Source organism: Haloferax sp. Atlit-6N (assembly GCF_003383195.1).
GTDB lineage: Archaea > Halobacteriota > Halobacteria > Halobacteriales > Haloferacaceae > Haloferax > Haloferax gibbonsii.
Genome location: NZ_QEQJ01000001.1, coordinates 1,241,670 through 1,255,164 on the forward strand (window position 1 = coordinate 1,241,670; position 13,495 = coordinate 1,255,164).

18 protein-coding genes and 3 tRNA genes are annotated in these 13,495 nt (G+C 65.0%); 12 read left to right on the forward strand and 9 right to left on the reverse strand.

Annotated elements, in window-relative coordinates:
* Positions 1 to 130: 130 nt before the first annotated feature.
* Positions 131 to 352, reverse strand: a complete 222-nt coding sequence (locus DEQ92_RS06375) for a hypothetical protein (RefSeq protein ID WP_050458621.1) — start codon at positions 350 to 352, stop codon at positions 131 to 133.
* A gap of 144 nt (positions 353 to 496) precedes the next feature.
* Between DEQ92_RS06375 and DEQ92_RS06380 the strand changes: the two genes are divergently transcribed.
* Complete coding sequence (locus DEQ92_RS06380; RefSeq protein ID WP_115820582.1) at positions 497 to 1,108, forward strand: DUF309 domain-containing protein; 612 nt, start codon at positions 497 to 499, stop codon at positions 1,106 to 1,108.
* A gap of 667 nt (positions 1,109 to 1,775) precedes the next feature.
* Here DEQ92_RS06380 and azf read toward each other — a convergent pair.
* Positions 1,776 to 2,564, reverse strand: coding sequence for an NAD-dependent glucose-6-phosphate dehydrogenase (gene azf / locus DEQ92_RS06390; RefSeq protein WP_050458618.1), 789 nt, complete (start codon positions 2,562 to 2,564; stop codon positions 1,776 to 1,778).
* 101 nt (positions 2,565 to 2,665) lie between these two features.
* Here azf and DEQ92_RS06395 point away from each other — a divergent pair, with 101 nt between their 5' ends.
* From DEQ92_RS06395 to DEQ92_RS06405, 3 genes are all read left to right on the forward strand, one after another.
* Positions 2,666 to 3,007, forward strand: a complete 342-nt coding sequence (locus tag DEQ92_RS06395) for a dihydroneopterin aldolase family protein (protein WP_004973327.1) — start codon at positions 2,666 to 2,668, stop codon at positions 3,005 to 3,007.
* Positions 3,004 to 3,474, forward strand: a complete 471-nt coding sequence (locus tag DEQ92_RS06400) for an NUDIX domain-containing protein (protein WP_004973329.1) — start codon at positions 3,004 to 3,006, stop codon at positions 3,472 to 3,474. The genes DEQ92_RS06395 and DEQ92_RS06400 overlap by 4 nt, the downstream gene beginning before the upstream one ends.
* 88 nt (positions 3,475 to 3,562) lie before the next feature.
* Entirely contained in the window at positions 3,563 to 3,997 is a 435-nt protein-coding gene (locus tag DEQ92_RS06405; protein ID WP_004973330.1) for a DUF5790 family protein, read from the forward strand.
* Positions 3,998 to 4,045: 48 nt separating this feature from the next.
* On the opposite strand, the gene DEQ92_RS06410 is transcribed toward DEQ92_RS06405, so the two are convergent.
* The 5 genes from DEQ92_RS06410 to DEQ92_RS06430 all read right to left on the reverse strand — a co-directional run bounded on the left by DEQ92_RS06410 (position 4,046) and on the right by DEQ92_RS06430 (position 8,640).
* Positions 4,046 to 4,768, reverse strand: a complete 723-nt coding sequence (locus DEQ92_RS06410; RefSeq protein ID WP_004973334.1) for a creatininase family protein — start codon at positions 4,766 to 4,768, stop codon at positions 4,046 to 4,048.
* 42 nt (positions 4,769 to 4,810) lie between these two features.
* Positions 4,811 to 6,688 carry an ABC transporter ATP-binding protein gene (locus DEQ92_RS06415; RefSeq protein WP_394338711.1) on the reverse strand — a complete coding sequence of 626 codons (1,878 nt, stop codon included), beginning with the start codon at positions 6,686 to 6,688 and terminating at the stop codon, positions 4,811 to 4,813.
* Positions 6,689 to 6,813: 125 nt separating this feature from the next.
* Positions 6,814 to 7,704 (reverse strand): NosD domain-containing protein, encoded by an 891-nt coding sequence (locus tag DEQ92_RS06420; protein ID WP_115820585.1) that lies wholly within the window; start codon positions 7,702 to 7,704, stop codon positions 6,814 to 6,816.
* A 128-nt stretch (positions 7,705 to 7,832) separates the two neighbouring features.
* Positions 7,833 to 8,102: a hypothetical protein gene (locus DEQ92_RS06425; protein ID WP_004973340.1), complete on the reverse strand. Its 270-nt coding sequence runs from the start codon at positions 8,100 to 8,102 to the stop codon at positions 7,833 to 7,835.
* Between the two features lie 40 nt (positions 8,103 to 8,142).
* Positions 8,143 to 8,640 carry a DUF192 domain-containing protein gene (locus DEQ92_RS06430; protein WP_115820586.1) on the reverse strand — a complete coding sequence of 166 codons (498 nt, stop codon included), beginning with the start codon at positions 8,638 to 8,640 and terminating at the stop codon, positions 8,143 to 8,145.
* A gap of 94 nt (positions 8,641 to 8,734) precedes the next feature.
* On the opposite strand from DEQ92_RS06430, the gene DEQ92_RS06435 reads away from it, so the two are divergent.
* Positions 8,735 to 8,808, forward strand: a tRNA-Val gene (locus DEQ92_RS06435).
* A 196-nt stretch (positions 8,809 to 9,004) separates the two neighbouring features.
* Here DEQ92_RS06435 and DEQ92_RS06440 read toward each other — a convergent pair.
* Positions 9,005 to 9,202, reverse strand: coding sequence for a hypothetical protein (locus tag DEQ92_RS06440; protein WP_004973344.1), 198 nt, complete (start codon positions 9,200 to 9,202; stop codon positions 9,005 to 9,007).
* Between the two features lie 116 nt (positions 9,203 to 9,318).
* Here DEQ92_RS06440 and DEQ92_RS06445 point away from each other — a divergent pair, with 116 nt between their 5' ends.
* The 7 genes from DEQ92_RS06445 (at position 9,319) to DEQ92_RS06475 (ending at position 12,399) form a co-directional block, all read left to right on the forward strand.
* On the forward strand, positions 9,319 to 9,717 hold the full coding sequence (locus tag DEQ92_RS06445; protein ID WP_004973346.1) for a VanZ family protein: 399 nt from the start codon (positions 9,319 to 9,321) through the stop codon (positions 9,715 to 9,717).
* Between the two features lie 44 nt (positions 9,718 to 9,761).
* Entirely contained in the window at positions 9,762 to 10,430 is a 669-nt protein-coding gene (locus tag DEQ92_RS06450; RefSeq protein WP_004973350.1) for a hypothetical protein, read from the forward strand.
* Positions 10,431 to 10,491: 61 nt separating this feature from the next.
* Positions 10,492 to 10,565, forward strand: a tRNA-Phe gene (locus tag DEQ92_RS06455).
* A gap of 264 nt (positions 10,566 to 10,829) precedes the next feature.
* Positions 10,830 to 11,024: a cold-shock protein gene (locus DEQ92_RS06460; protein WP_004057907.1), complete on the forward strand. Its 195-nt coding sequence runs from the start codon at positions 10,830 to 10,832 to the stop codon at positions 11,022 to 11,024.
* Positions 11,025 to 11,173: 149 nt separating this feature from the next.
* Positions 11,174 to 11,368 (forward strand): cold-shock protein, encoded by a 195-nt coding sequence (locus DEQ92_RS06465; RefSeq protein ID WP_004057909.1) that lies wholly within the window; start codon positions 11,174 to 11,176, stop codon positions 11,366 to 11,368.
* A 182-nt stretch (positions 11,369 to 11,550) separates the two neighbouring features.
* Entirely contained in the window at positions 11,551 to 12,276 is a 726-nt protein-coding gene (locus tag DEQ92_RS06470; protein WP_004973353.1) for a DUF2270 domain-containing protein, read from the forward strand.
* Between the two features lie 49 nt (positions 12,277 to 12,325).
* Positions 12,326 to 12,399, forward strand: a tRNA-Phe gene (locus tag DEQ92_RS06475).
* Positions 12,400 to 12,687: 288 nt separating this feature from the next.
* Here the strand turns inward: DEQ92_RS06475 and DEQ92_RS06480 are convergent.
* A complete protein-coding gene (locus DEQ92_RS06480; RefSeq protein ID WP_049905020.1) occupies positions 12,688 to 13,494 on the reverse strand; it encodes a hypothetical protein in 807 nt (268 codons plus the stop codon).
* Between the last annotated feature and the right edge of the window lies 1 nt (position 13,495).

The following is a 13,495-nucleotide window of genomic DNA, read 5'->3' on the forward strand; positions in this document are numbered from 1 at the left end:
TCCGCGGGGCGAACGCGTCCCCTAACCGTCGCTAACGGGTGCCTACCCGTCGCGGGTACGAACGTGGCGGTTGACGAAACCGAACGCGGACTCCCGAGCGCACTCGGCAGTCTGGCCGGAAAAAACGAGCTTACGCCTCGTCGTAGGGCGGTTCGAGGTCGCGCGACCCGTCGTCGTCGCGGCGACGGACCGACGCGGTCGTGCGAGACCGCTGTGGGCGGGGACGAGGCGCCTCCTCGGACCGGGGCTTCGCGGCCCACGACCCGTGGCAGTCCCGACAGTAGTTGCCTTTGTACGCCCGCGTGAACAGGTACTGCTCACCGCAGCGGATACAAACCGGGGACTGGGTCATCGTACGACACCTCGGACGAGGGTTTCGAGGGCATTCATATGCTATCATACCACATATGTTCCCGAGAGGCATAAGTATGCAAGGCCTACAGCGGGTGCCCCCGCTTTTCGCGGAATCTTTACTCGTAGACGGCGAACGGTTCGCATGGACGATTCGCTTCGCGCAGGCGTCGCCATCTACAACGCGGGCGCGTACCGGGCGGCCCACGGCGCGTGGGAGGCGACGTGGCTCTCGCTCGACCGCGGGAGCGACGACGAGCGGTTCCTCCACGGCCTCATCCAGTTCACCGCGGCGGTCCACCACGCCCGCGACGGCAACGACTCGGGCGCGGTCGGCCTCGCCCGGAGTGCGCGGGAGTACCTCGATGGCCTCGGCGACGACTACCGCGGCGTCGACCTCGCCGGCGTTCGGGCGTTTCTCGCACGACTCGAAGCCGACCCCGCCGTCGCCGACGACCCGCTCGCGCTCCGACTCGCCGGGCGAGTCGTCACCTACGACGACCTCGATTTCGACGCGGTCGCCGTCGCGGCCGAGACGCTCGCGGAGGAACTCGACGGCTACGACGAGGCTATCGTCGCCGACGCGGTCGGGTACGCCCGCGAGGAGGTCGCCGACGGGACGCAGACGCAGTTCACGGCGATGGTGTTCGACTTCGTGCGCAACGAGGCCCAGCGCGGGCTGGTGTTTCAGCGATTGAGTGAGCACGTCCGCCGTCGGCGACGGCGCGAAGACGACGTGAGCGGCCTGTTCGAGTGAGAAAAGGTGAAAACGGTGGGCGTTTGAGCTCCTCAGTAGGCGATGGGATTTGACTCTGTGCAGTCAATATATCCGATGCATCTATACTATTTCGTGCCACGTCCTTTCTTGTGTCCAATACTGGGGCTGTCCTTCAGGTCATCGCCCTTTCACTGCCCGCGGTAGCTCTGTATATGGGCGTACTTAGTGACATATACGAGGATGCTGCGTTGGCTCGGTCAATGTATCCCGACCCAAGTAGTGACGCATTCCAGGGGCCTGGCCCGGCAACCGGCGAAATAGAAAACAAAGTCCATCGTGAATATGTCACGCTCACGACTGTGATGGATGGTCTTGACTTTCGATTGGCTACTCTGAGCTTGGTCGCACTCACTCTTTCTGTGGTACTTCTCTTACCCACGTTGGTTACTACGGTTCAGTCGCTATACTGGGCTGGCGTAGGGATTGCCACAATCGGATTTGGATTGTTAGTTGCCGCTCTGTCCTACACTGCTTACGCGACCTTCTTCGAGATGTACCCCAGAAGCTAATCCCGAATATTGTCGTTTAGGAAGCTGGAAGCCTTCCGGTCGATCCGTGCGTTCTACAGACCAACTGTTTTACATGACGGAGTCGCCTGAAGAACGGGCGTGCAACGATGTTAAAAACCGAGGTTCCGACGCCGCAATCAGGCTTCGTCCAGCGGTTCGCCTTCGAAGGTGAACTCGGCGGAGTTGTCCTGGGGGTCGTAGCCGAGCACCGCGCGGGCGCGGTCGATGGAGTAGTACTTGCGGTCGTTGTCGGAGATACCGTAGACGATTTCGTAGTCGTAGTCGGCCTCGATACAGCACTCGAAGAGGTGCGCGCAGTCGCGGTACGACAGCCACATCGCCTGGCCGCGCTCGTACTCCTTCGGCGGGTGGTGCTGGGTGAGGTTCCCGATGCGGACGTTCACGACCGAGATGTCGTGGTGGTCGTGGTAGTACCGGCCGAGCGTCTCGCCGGCGGCCTTGCTCACGCCGTAGAGGTTACTCGGGCGCGGGAGTTCGGTCCCGTCGAGTCGGAACTCGTGGTGCGGACGGTACATGTCCGGGGTCCGGTCCATCGTCTCGTACGCGCCGACGGCGTGGTTCGAGGAGGCGAACGCGAACTTCTCGACGCCCGCATCGACGGCGACGTCGAACATCTGCTGGGTGCCGTCGATGTTGTTCCGCAAGACGCTGTCCCACGGCGCTTCGGGACGCGGGTCGCCCGCGAGGTGGATGACGGCCTCGACGCCGTCCATGGCGTTTCGCACGGCGGTCTCGTCGGTGACGTCGGCGACGTACACCTCCGTGGGGTCGACCGAGTCGGGTATCTTCTCGTCGGAGAGTGGCTCGCGGTCCAGCAGCCGCCAGTCGTAGGCGTCGCCGATGTGCCCTAGTATCGCCTGGCCGACGCGCCCGCCAGCCCCCGTCAGCAAAACCGGCTGGTCCATTCGGTGTAAGTTCTAACAAGAGAGGCTAAGTAAGGACCGGTTCGCGCTCGCGCGACCCCTCAAACCGCCGAACTTTACCCGAGGGCGACGGAGTTCCGGGCATGGTCACAGACCCGCAGACGGCCTGCTTCGAGGCGGGCATCAAGTTCGGAACGCTCTACCACCAGTTCGCCGGCACGCCGGTCTCGCCCGACAGCGCCCGGAGCCTCGAACGGGCCATGGCCGAGGCCATCGAGAACCAACCGTACTGCGAGTCGGTCTCCGTGCGCATCCTCGACGACGCGCTGGACGCCGAACTCGCCGAGTCGACCGCCGACTACACGGAACTCACGGGGCGGTTCATGGAAGTCGAGATGGAAATCGACTACGAGGGCGTGCGCGTCCGGACGCGCATGGAGATGGAAGACGGCTACCCGCTGATGAAACTCGTGTCGGTCGAATGACCCGGCCGCGAAGCGCCGCCCGCGGGCTCGTCGTCCGCGACGGCGAACTCCTCACGATTCGGTACCGCACCGACGGCGAGGACTGGTACGTCGCGCCCGGCGGCGGCCAACAGCGCGGCGAGTCGCTCGCGGAGACGGTCCGCCGGGAAGTGTACGAGGAGACCGGCTACGAGGTCGCCGTCGGGTCGCTCGCGTTCGTCAGGGACTTCGTCCCCTCGACGCACTACGACGACAGAGGCGACGACGGCCACCAAGTGGACCACTTCTTCTGGTGCGAGCGAGTGAGCGAGGACCCGGACGACCCGACAGAGCGCGATTCGGTTCAGGTGGGCGTGCGGTGGCTCCCCCTCGACGAACTCGGCGAGGTCCGATTCTTCCCCGGCCCGCTCGGCGACCGACTTCGGGACGGCGACCCCGACGAGATGGGCGGCGGACGCGACGCGGTCTACCTCGGCGACGTGGACTGAGAATCCACCCGCGACGAGCGCGGAGTCGTTCGATTTCACTTTCACTTTCGGGGTCGTTTTTAAACCCCCGCGCGCCGAACGTGTGAGCATGAGTCAAAGCACGCTCGGCGACGACGACCTGTTCGGAGAGGCGGCGGCGGAGATGCGCGCCGACGTCGAGGAGCACCTCGACGAGGCCCGGTCGGCGCTGCCCGACCCGGACGACGTGTGGGACGCGGAGGCCGACAACGTCCTCGGCGTCCTCAACGGTCTCCGCTCCTCGCTCGACGTCGAGGGCGCGGCCGAACACGTCCGACAGGCCAAGAAGTGGTACGTCATCGGCCAGCGCGCCGAGGCGTTCGACGACCCCGAGGACCTCGAAGAAGCCATCGAGGAGCTCCAGGAGCTCATCGAGATGGTCGAGGAGGCCCACGAACTCGTCGGGGAACTCACCAACACGATGCCCCAGCTCCGCGGCGCGCTCACCGACGCCGCGGAGGCGGCGGAAGCGGCCGACGACGAAGAAGAAGAGGAAGAGGAGTAACCCGCCGACCGGCCCGCCGGTGAGCCGGCGCGCCGACTTGCGAGCCGTTCAGTCGAGTTGCCGGCGCTCGACCGCGTCGAGGAGCGACGCGAGCGCCTCGGCCGCGAGCGATTCCAGCTCCGCGCCGCGGTCGGCGTCCCCCTCGGCGGGGTCGCCGACGACGCCGTTGTCGGTGAACTCGTCGGAGTCGTGGGCGAGGTTGACGCCCGAGACCCACTCGCCCCAGCGGTCGGCACCCCCATCGCGGGCCTCGTCGATTCGGTCCTCGCGGACCAGTTCGGGGTGCGTGTGACGGAGTAAGGCGGTTTCTAGCGGGCCGCCGTGGCCCATGTCCGAGGAGTGGTCGCCGACGGCGTCGAACCACGTGAAGGCGACCGCGTAGACGTCGCCCGTCCGCGAGACGCGCCGGCAGAGCTCCGCGAGCGCGTCGATGTTGCCGCCGTGGCCGTTGACGACGACGACGCGGTCGAAGCCGTGGTGGGCGAGCGATTCGATAGTCTCGCGGACGTACGCGCGGAAGGTGTCCGGCGAGACCCAGAGCGTGCCGTCGAACGCGCGGTGTTCCTCGGCGACGCCGACCGGGATGGTCGGGCCGACGACGACCTCGCCGTCGAACGCGTCGGCACCCGCCTCGGCGACCGATTCGGCGTTGAGCGCGTCGGTTCCGAGCGGCGCGTGCGGGCCGTGCTGTTCCGTGCTTCCGACCGGGAGGAGCGCGAGGTCGCCGTCGAGGGCAGCGACCTCGGTCCAAGTGGCTTCGGAGAGTCGCATGCGCAAAGAAGTGTTTGCCCCCTCTTAGTGGTACGCGAAGCCTCAGTCGTCGCCGGCGTCGACCTCGGCCTGCCGGCGGGCCGCGCGCTCGACGAACTCGTCGGGGAGTTGGTCGATTTCGCCGGCCTGAACCCCCCACAGATGGGCGTAGAGACCGTCCTCGGACAGGAGGTCGTCGTGCGCCCCGCGCTCGACGATGCGCCCGTCTTCGAGGACGACGATTTGCTCCGCGTCCTTGATAGTCGACAGGCGGTGGGCGATGCTGAACGTCGTCCGGTCGGCCGTGAGTTCGTCCAGCGAGCGCTGGATGAGCATCTCCGTCTCGGTGTCCACGTCCGAGGTCGCCTCGTCGAGGACGAGGATGTCCGGGTCCTTCAGGATGGCGCGGGCGATGGAGACGCGCTGGCGCTGGCCGCCCGAGAGCTTCACGCCGCGCTCGCCGACCTTGGTGTCGTAGCCCTCGGGGAGGTTCGAGATGAACTCGTGAGCCTCGGCGGCTTTCGCGGCCGCGACGACCGCCTCGTCGTCGGCGTCGAACGTCCCGTAGGTGATGTTGTCGCGGACGGTCCCGTAGAACAGGAACGTCTCCTGGCTGACGTAGGCGATGGACTCCCGGAGGCTGGAGATGGTCACGTCGCGCACGTCTTGGCCGTCGATGTTGACGTGCCCCTCGTCGGGGTCGTACATGCGCATCAGGAGCTTGAGAATCGTCGATTTCCCCGCGCCCGTGGGGCCGACGAGCGCGAGCGTCTCGCCGCCGTCGACCTCGAAGGAGATGTCCTCGACGATGGTCTCGCCGTCGCCGTAGCCGAAGGTCACGTCGTCGTACTCGACGCGGCCCTCGGAGACGGCGAGGTCGGGGGCGTCGGGCTGTTCGGCCAGCCGCGCGGGCTCGTCCATCAGGCCGAAGATGCGGGCGCTGGAGGCGTGGGCGCGCTGGTACATGTTGATAATCTGCCCGAACTGGGCGAGCGGCCAGACGAACTGCTGGGTGAGCAGGATGAAGGTGACGAACTCGCCGACCGCGAGGTCGCCGGTGAAGGGACCGGGGCCCTCTCCGTTGATGACCCACAGGCCGCCGACGACGAAGGTGAGGGTGAAGCCGATGCCCGCGAGGATTCGGAGCGCGGGGAAGAACTTGATTCGGGTGTTGATGGCGTCCCAGTTGGCGTCGAAGTAGTCCATCGAGACGCCGTCGACGCGGTCGGACTCGTGGGGTTCGGCGTTGAACGTCTTGATGACCTGGATGCCGCCGAGGTTGTTCTCCAACCGGGAGTTGAGTTTGCCGACCGACGAGCGCACGTCGGCGTACTTCGGCTGGATGATATCGACGAACTTCCACGTGAACAGCGCGATGAGCGGGACCGGCAACAGGGCGACGAGCGCGAGTTGCCAGTTGTACGACATGAGGACCACCGCGATGGCGACGACCATCACGGAGAGGCGGAAAAACGAGTTCATCCCGTCGTTGAGGAACCGTTCGAGCCGGTTCACGTCGTTCGAGAGGATGGACATCATCTCGCCGGTCTGCTTGTCGGCGAAGAAGTCCATGTTGAGCAGTTGCATCCGGTCGTAGGTGTCGGTCCGGACGTCGTGTTGAATCTGCTGGGCGTAGGCGTTCCAGCCCCAGTTTCGGAGCCAGTGGAACAGCGCGCCGGCGGTGAAACTGAACACGATGATGCCGACGGCAAAGAAGAACTGACCGTCTCTGGTCGCGGGGACGTACGGCGCTATCCACGCCTCGGGGAGGACGGGAAACCCGGCCGCGAAGGACTTGTCCTGCCGGATGATGGTGTCGATGGCGAGGCCGAGGATGACCGGCGGCATGAGGTCGAGCACGCGGGCGGCGACGCTCGCGAGGACGCCCACGACGAACTCGAAGGTGTTCTCGCGGCCGTACTCGGCGAACAGCCGCCGCATCGGGTTGTCGACCCGCGCTCGTTGGTCCTCGAACGGGTCGTCGTCGTCGATATCAGGGGGCACGACAACGGTTCAGGGGGCGCTCGAAGTAAAGTACTCGGGTGCGGGAGGGGTCCGCCGGTAGATTAGCACCGGGCGTTCCGGACCGTGTTCCCGGTCGAACCGCCGGATTCGACGACCGGCTGTTGGCTGACGCCGCAGAGGTCGTTCTGGATGAGTCGGTTGTCGTGGGAGTCGTCCAGCGTGACGCCGTGAGCCAAGAGTCCCGTCGTGACGACGTTCTTGTGAATCGCGTTTCGGTCGCTTCCCGCGAGTTCGAAGCCGGCGATGAGAATGTTCACCTCGTTCTCGACGAAGCGGTTCCGGTGGCTGTCGCGGAGTTGGAAGCCGGGACCACCGCCGTCGGCGAGGTTCTGTCGGAACAGGTTTCGATTGCTTCGGACGAGTCTCACCGGGAAGTCCTCGGTGAGGAACTCGCAGTCGACGAACTCGTTTCGGTGTGAGTCTGCGAGCGTGAGCACGACGGGACTGATGAGCGTACACGACTCGAACCGAGTCCGAGTGGTGCGTCTGAGAGCGACACCTTGCTCCCAGGTGAAAAAGCTCGTATTCCTCACCTCACACCGCGTCGAGTCCGCGAGGACGAACTGCGAGAGCGGGTCGTGCTGGTCACCCGGATGGCCGACGACGCGCGAGTCCGCTATCGACACCCGGCTCGAATCGGTGATTCGGCCGCCCTTCGTCAGCACGATGTCGGTTATCGAGACGCGACTTCCCGAAACCGTCGTCTCGCCGACGACGGCGTACCCCCGGCCGTCGATGCGAACGTCGTCGGCGAGAACCTCCAGACAGTCGAGGTTGCCGTCGAGGACGTACCGCCCCGATTCGGTGATGCTCGCGCATCCCGAGAGTACCGTTCCGTCGGACCCCGATTGCAGTACGCCCGGCATGAGCGCCGGAACTGCGGCGAGGCCCAGCCCCCGAAGCGCTCTTCTCCTCGTGAGTCGAGTCGACATGACACCTTCTCAACTACAACACGTCGGCACAAATACAGATATTGTGAGATGCATACCAATTACGTATCAGAATTCGTGACGTACTGTCATTCCGACCGGCGGGGTCGAGTGGGGTTCGGACCCGGCGCTCAGACGACTCGTTTTTCCACTTCTGGGTCGATACCCGCCTCGACGAGGTCCTGTCGGACGCGCTCGCGCAACGGATCTGGGACCGTGTCGCGACTGACGGGGACCGCGACCTCGCCGTCGCCTTTTACCTTCCAGTAGAGGACGCAGTCCGACGGTTCGTAGTACTCGATGCTGTAGGCGTCGTCCGCCCCGCGGTAGTGGACCCGCGCGGCGAACCCCTCGGCGCGCCACCCTTCGAGTTCCGAGAGCGCCGCGACGTGTGCTGTCATAGTGGGGTCAACGGTCGCCGGCCCTTCGGGTGTTTCGCATCTACTCGACTTCGACACGGTCTCCCGCGTCGATGCCGGTCTCGTTCGTGTACCCGTACGGGAGTTCGAGGACGTACTTCCCGGTTCCGCGGTAGCGGGTGAGGTCGGACTCGCTCGTTCCCTCGGGGTCGAGTTCGGCGTGGTGGATGCGCGTGATGGTGCCGTTTTCGGCGACGAAGACGATGTCCAGCGGGAAGTCCATGTCGCGCATCACGTAGGCGTAGTTGCCAGACGAGTCGTGGACGAACCACATCCCTTCGTTTTCGGCGAGCGACTCGGTGTCGCTCAGGCCGGTAAAGCGCTTGGCGCGGGTGTCGGCGACGCGGGCGTCCACGGTCGCCAGCGTCTCGCCGGTCTCGTCGTCGACGACGGTGAGCGTGGTCCGTTCGTAGTCGTCGGTCGAGCCGGGGACGACCGCGGGGTTGGAGAGGTACGCGACGCTCGCGACCGCGACGACGACGGCGACGACGAGCAGCGCGGTTCGCGCGCGAGAGGTCATTGCCGGACGTGACGGCCGCCGCGGGTCTAAGGGTTCCGGGGGACCGGTCGAAACGAAAACCGTTATGAGCGCGAACCGGTTCGATTGAGATGCAGGGCTCGTGGTCTAGTTGGTTATGACGCGGCCTTTACAAGGCTGAGGTCGGTGGTTCGAATCCGCCCGAGCCCATCAGATTTTGTGACGAACCGAACGGTGAGTCACAAATCTGTTCCGTGAGGGCGGGAGAACCTTGCGGCAACCGAGCGTAGCGAGGTTGACGGAGTGGTTCGAATCCGCCCGAGCCCACTTCTGACGACACGCCACGACGAGCTAGCGAACGGCAGAGCCGTGAGCATAGCGAGGAGTCTGTGTCGTCTGAGCCGACTCACACACTCCGTTGCATCACCAAAAGCGACATCGGGACGTTGGCGGCGACGAGACCGTACGCGCCGCCGAGGAGCGGTTCGACACCCAGCGACGGGGCGAGGAGGTAGCCGCCGACGAACCCGAGCGGGTCGAAGACCAACGCGAGGATGATGAGCTGTACTGCGAACGGTTTGGAGGTGAACCAGCGGGGGAGCATCTGTGACACAGTCGTCTCGGAAGTGTTGCCCCACAGACCATTTAGTTCTGTGTGGTCGCGCTCAGAGCCACGAGGACGCGAACCCTTTTAGCCCGACACGAACCCACCACCGAGTAGTGAACACAGTCGCACGACTCCGTGAGACCCCTCGGCGGGCGGCCGTCGCGCTCGGCTACGCGCTCGTCGTCCTCGTGGCGTCGATCGTTCCGACGCCGCCGGGGAGCCTCACACCGATGGGTCCGCTCGGACTCGTCGGCCTCGATAAGTGGGTCCACGCGGCCGGGTACGCCGGTCTCGGGTTCGCCTTCGCGTCCGCGGTGCGCGCCAGGGGACGCAAAGAGGTCGTTGGAGCCGTCGTCGTCGCCGCCGCGTTCGGGGCGGGTATCGAACTCGTGCAGGCGGTGCTGCCGTACCGGTCGTTCGGCGTCGCCGATGCGGGGGCGAACCTCCTCGGTGCGGTCGTGGGCGGGGCGCTCTGGGTCGCGGTCGCGTGGGTCGCGGAACCCCGGAGGTAGGGTTATCTCACCCCCTCACGAAGGGCGAACGAACGGTGAACGCAATGGGCACGAGACGACTCATCCGGGCACTCGGTCTCGCGGGAATCGGCGTCGTCGGGACGTACCTCCTCGCGGTTCGACCGTGGCACAGGCGCTGGGGGACCACCGACGACGAGGCGACGGGCTGGCTCCCCGGCGATGATTTCGTCGGCGACGCGGACGTCACCTCGACGCGGGCGATTACGATTGCGGCCCCCGCGCGGGCTGTCTGGCCGTGGCTCGTCCAGTTAGGGCAGGACCGCGGCGGCTTCTACAGCTACGAGCGATTGGAGAACCTGTTCGGGTTACAGATTCACGACGCGGACCAAATCCTCCCGCAACACCAGCGGCTCGACGTGGGCGACGAGATACGACTCGGCCCGCCGGGCTCGGGCGCGCCGTCGTTCCGCGTCGCCTTGGTCGAACCCGAGCGGACGCTCGTGTTGAGTGCGCCGGGCTGGGAGACCGGCGAGAGCCCGGCGGTGTGGACGTTCGCGTTGCACGAGGTGGCACCCGGCGCGACGCGGTTGATCATCAGATACCGCGGCCGGTCGGAGACGCTCCGCGGGCGCGCGATGAACCGCTTGGTCGTCGAGCCGGTCCAGTTCGCCATGGAACGAAAGATGCTCAAGGGGATTCGGTCGCGGGCGGAGCGGGCGCGGGCGAGCGCGACGGGCGGTCGGCACCGCTGACCCAGCGCCGACGGGCGATTCGAAAGTCTTTTTGATGCGGTCCGGCTTCGGAAGAGTGCGAGCCGCCTTAGCTCAGACTGGGAGAGCACTCGACTGAAGATCGAGCTGTCCCCGGTTCAAATCCGGGAGGCGGCATTTTCCTGCGAACTACCGAAGGAGCGTCGCGACTGAGTCGTGAGCAGTGAAAATGCGACCCGACCGGATTCTGAATCAGCGAGCAAATCTCCGATTTGCGAGCGAGGTTCAAATCCGGGAGGCGGCAGTCGAGTCCTCGACGACCAATCGGAACAACGCCCGAGTCCGGCGGCTCAGACCCGTATACTCGAACACACAGCAGCACAGGGACCTGCGGCGTTCTTCAGAAGACTTATCCGCGTGAGGTCGCTGGATTCAAAGGCAATGGCGAAAGGTAAGGTCGACTTCTTCAACGACACTGGCGGCTACGGTTTCATCTCTACTGACGACGCGGACGACGACGTGTTCTTCCACATGGAAGATGTTGGCGGTCCGGACCTCGAAGAGGGTCAGGAAATCGAATTCGACATCGAGCAGGCCCCCAAGGGCCCGCGCGCGACGAACGTCACCCGCCTCTAAGCAGGCTTCCGTTCACCGCAGTACATTCACAAACTGACGAACTTTCCTCCGTTTTTCACGACCGCGAGCGACGGCGTTTCGGCGACCGGGTGAGTGAGTCACAGACATGCGGAAGGGTTATCCGTCCGCAGGGTCGTTGTACAGTCGCAATGGCGAAAGGTAAGGTCGACTTCTTCAACGACACTGGCGGCTACGGTTTCATCTCTACTGACGACGCGGACGACGACGTGTTCTTCCACATGGAAGATGTTGGCGGTCCGGACCTCGAAGAGGGTCAGGAAGTGGAGTTCGACATCGAACAGGCCCCCAAGGGCCCGCGCGCGACGAACGTCACGCGCCTGTAATTCGGTTTCCGAATTCAGTAACAGACGAATCGATTTCTGAGAGTTTTTTTACGCACCCCTGAGCCGTGAGGCTGTGCTGTAGGACCCCCGCCGCGAGTAGACGCAGTCCCGACCGGGCGTCACGAACCTGTCGAACCCAGAAGGCTCTTATCCTCTCGTAGTTGTGCATCAAACGAACAACAATGTCCGACGACGGGGAGCTGGAACCTCCCGCGGGAATAGACGACTCCCACATCGGCGCGGGCGTCTTCGACGAGACGATGGGCCCTGGCTCGTCGTTTGCGCACCTATACCGGGGTGAGATACACCGGATGAAGTCGTGGCGCGAGCGACTCGACCGGACCAGCAACTGGGCGATTACGCTGATGGCCGGGATTCTGACGTGGTCGTTTTCCGCACAAACGCACCCGCACTACATCATCCTCCTCGGGGTAGTGACGCTGAGCATCTTCCTCTGTATCGAGGCGCGGCGCTTCCGCGCGTACGACATCTGGCGCTCTCGGGTCCGGATGATTCAGCAGAACGTCTGGGCGTACGCGCTCGACCCGGACGGCGGCGTCCTCGACGAGGACTGGCGGGAGAAACTCGGGGAGGACTACCGCACACCGAACATGAAGATACCCTTCGAGGAGGCGCTTGCCCACCGGCTCCGCCGGGTGTACCTGCCGCTGTTCATCGTGATGCTCGTCGCGTGGGTCATCCAGCTCACGGCGTACACGGACGGGACGACGCTCGTCGGGAGCGCCGGTGTCGGCGGCGTCCCCGGAAACATCGTCGTCGCCCTCGTCGCCGGGTTCTACGCGACCCTGCTCGGCATCTCGTTCCGCCCGCGCGAGTGGCACGTCAACGGCGAACTCATCCCGAGCGACGTCACGGGATGGGAGCAGTCGGAGTACGGCGACTCGTAGCGTCGCAATTCGAAATGGTTTTTTCGCTCCTGCGCGTCTGTCGAACCGCGCCGCCTTAGCTCAGACTGGGAGAGCACTCGACTGAAGATCGAGCTGTCCCCGGTTCAAATCCGGGAGGCGGCATATTCTGAGATTCTGAGCGGAGCGAAGAATCGAAGAAACGACGCCGGACTGATTTGAACCCAAGAAGTCGAACGGAGTTAGTCTTCTTTCGGTTCAAATCCGGGAGGCGGCATATTCCTGCGAACTACCGAGGGAGTGGAGCGACCGAGCCGTGAGCAGTGGAGATGCGACTCGACCGGATTTGAACCAGCGAGCAAATCGAAGATTTGCGAGTGAGGTCCAAATCCGGGAGGCGACCCTTCTCAGACTGAGTTCAAATCCGGGAGAAAAACGAAACCGACACCCCGCTTAGGCCCGCGCCTCGTCGAGCCACGCGGGTTCGTCAACGGTCGTCGAACCGACGCCCGTAAGCGAGTACTCCCACGACCCGCGGACCTCGGTGCCGTCGTCCATCCGCCCCGAGAACGCCCACGATTCGTGACGCGAGAGGCCGTCTTCGTCGACGAGGACGGCGTACTCGAAGTTCGTAACCTCCAGGTTCCCGGGCTCGCCCTGCGCCGCGGCCGACCCGGCGAGAATCAGCGCCTCGCTCGCGGACGAAAGTTCGTAGCGCTCGACGGACACGCCGTCGAACGTCTCGGTGCCGGCGAACGTCAGGTCGTCGTCAGCGCCGTACGCGCGGGCCTGCGAGAGCGCGATGGCGGTGGCGAGAACCTCCATCGACCCCTCGTAAGAGGTGTACGTGGCCTCGTCGCCGTCGCCAATCCGGACGTACGTCACGCCGTCGGCGACGTACTGCTCGACGCCTCCCGCGTCGGGTTGGCCGTCGGTCGCCGAGGTCGTTCGACTGTACGACCGCTCGGCTTCGAGGTCGGCGTAGAACTCGCGGGTGACTTCGGTCTCGACGCCGTTCGCGTCGACGCCGGTGTACGACCAACTGACGGAGAAGCTCCCGGCGTCGCGGAGGAGACGCTCGGGGTCGCTCAGTTCGAAGTCGTCGGTTCCGCTCGCGTCGGAATCCGCGCTGTCGCCGCCTCCATCGGGCTCGTCGATGTCGTCGGTTGGGGCGGCCGGCGCGACGTCCGCGCCGCCGGTACAGCCGGCGAGGAGCACGAGAACCGCGACAATCAGGACGGGAATACGGTTGGAATACACG

What these genes read in the sequence shown, in the direction of transcription:
- DEQ92_RS06375 (WP_050458621.1), bottom strand. Translation starts at nt 352, where the DNA reads ATGACCCAGTCCCCGGTTTGTATCCGCTGCGGTGAGCAGTACCTGTTC.
- DEQ92_RS06380 (WP_115820582.1), top strand. Translation starts at nt 497, where the DNA reads ATGGACGATTCGCTTCGCGCAGGCGTCGCCATCTACAACGCGGGCGCG.
- azf (WP_050458618.1), bottom strand. Translation starts at nt 2,564, where the DNA reads ATGGACCAGCCGGTTTTGCTGACGGGGGCTGGCGGGCGCGTCGGCCAG.
- DEQ92_RS06395 (WP_004973327.1), top strand. Translation starts at nt 2,666, where the DNA reads ATGGTCACAGACCCGCAGACGGCCTGCTTCGAGGCGGGCATCAAGTTC.
- DEQ92_RS06400 (WP_004973329.1), top strand. Translation starts at nt 3,004, where the DNA reads ATGACCCGGCCGCGAAGCGCCGCCCGCGGGCTCGTCGTCCGCGACGGC.
- DEQ92_RS06405 (WP_004973330.1), top strand. Translation starts at nt 3,563, where the DNA reads ATGAGTCAAAGCACGCTCGGCGACGACGACCTGTTCGGAGAGGCGGCG.
- DEQ92_RS06410 (WP_004973334.1), bottom strand. Translation starts at nt 4,768, where the DNA reads ATGCGACTCTCCGAAGCCACTTGGACCGAGGTCGCTGCCCTCGACGGC.
- DEQ92_RS06415 (WP_394338711.1), bottom strand. Translation starts at nt 6,688, where the DNA reads ATGCGGCGGCTGTTCGCCGAGTACGGCCGCGAGAACACCTTCGAGTTC.
- DEQ92_RS06420 (WP_115820585.1), bottom strand. Translation starts at nt 7,704, where the DNA reads ATGTCGACTCGACTCACGAGGAGAAGAGCGCTTCGGGGGCTGGGCCTC.
- DEQ92_RS06425 (WP_004973340.1), bottom strand. Translation starts at nt 8,102, where the DNA reads ATGACAGCACACGTCGCGGCGCTCTCGGAACTCGAAGGGTGGCGCGCC.
- DEQ92_RS06430 (WP_115820586.1), bottom strand. Translation starts at nt 8,640, where the DNA reads ATGACCTCTCGCGCGCGAACCGCGCTGCTCGTCGTCGCCGTCGTCGTC.
- DEQ92_RS06440 (WP_004973344.1), bottom strand. Translation starts at nt 9,202, where the DNA reads ATGCTCCCCCGCTGGTTCACCTCCAAACCGTTCGCAGTACAGCTCATC.
- DEQ92_RS06450 (WP_004973350.1), top strand. Translation starts at nt 9,762, where the DNA reads ATGGGCACGAGACGACTCATCCGGGCACTCGGTCTCGCGGGAATCGGC.
- DEQ92_RS06460 (WP_004057907.1), top strand. Translation starts at nt 10,830, where the DNA reads ATGGCGAAAGGTAAGGTCGACTTCTTCAACGACACTGGCGGCTACGGT.
- DEQ92_RS06465 (WP_004057909.1), top strand. Translation starts at nt 11,174, where the DNA reads ATGGCGAAAGGTAAGGTCGACTTCTTCAACGACACTGGCGGCTACGGT.
- DEQ92_RS06470 (WP_004973353.1), top strand. Translation starts at nt 11,551, where the DNA reads ATGTCCGACGACGGGGAGCTGGAACCTCCCGCGGGAATAGACGACTCC.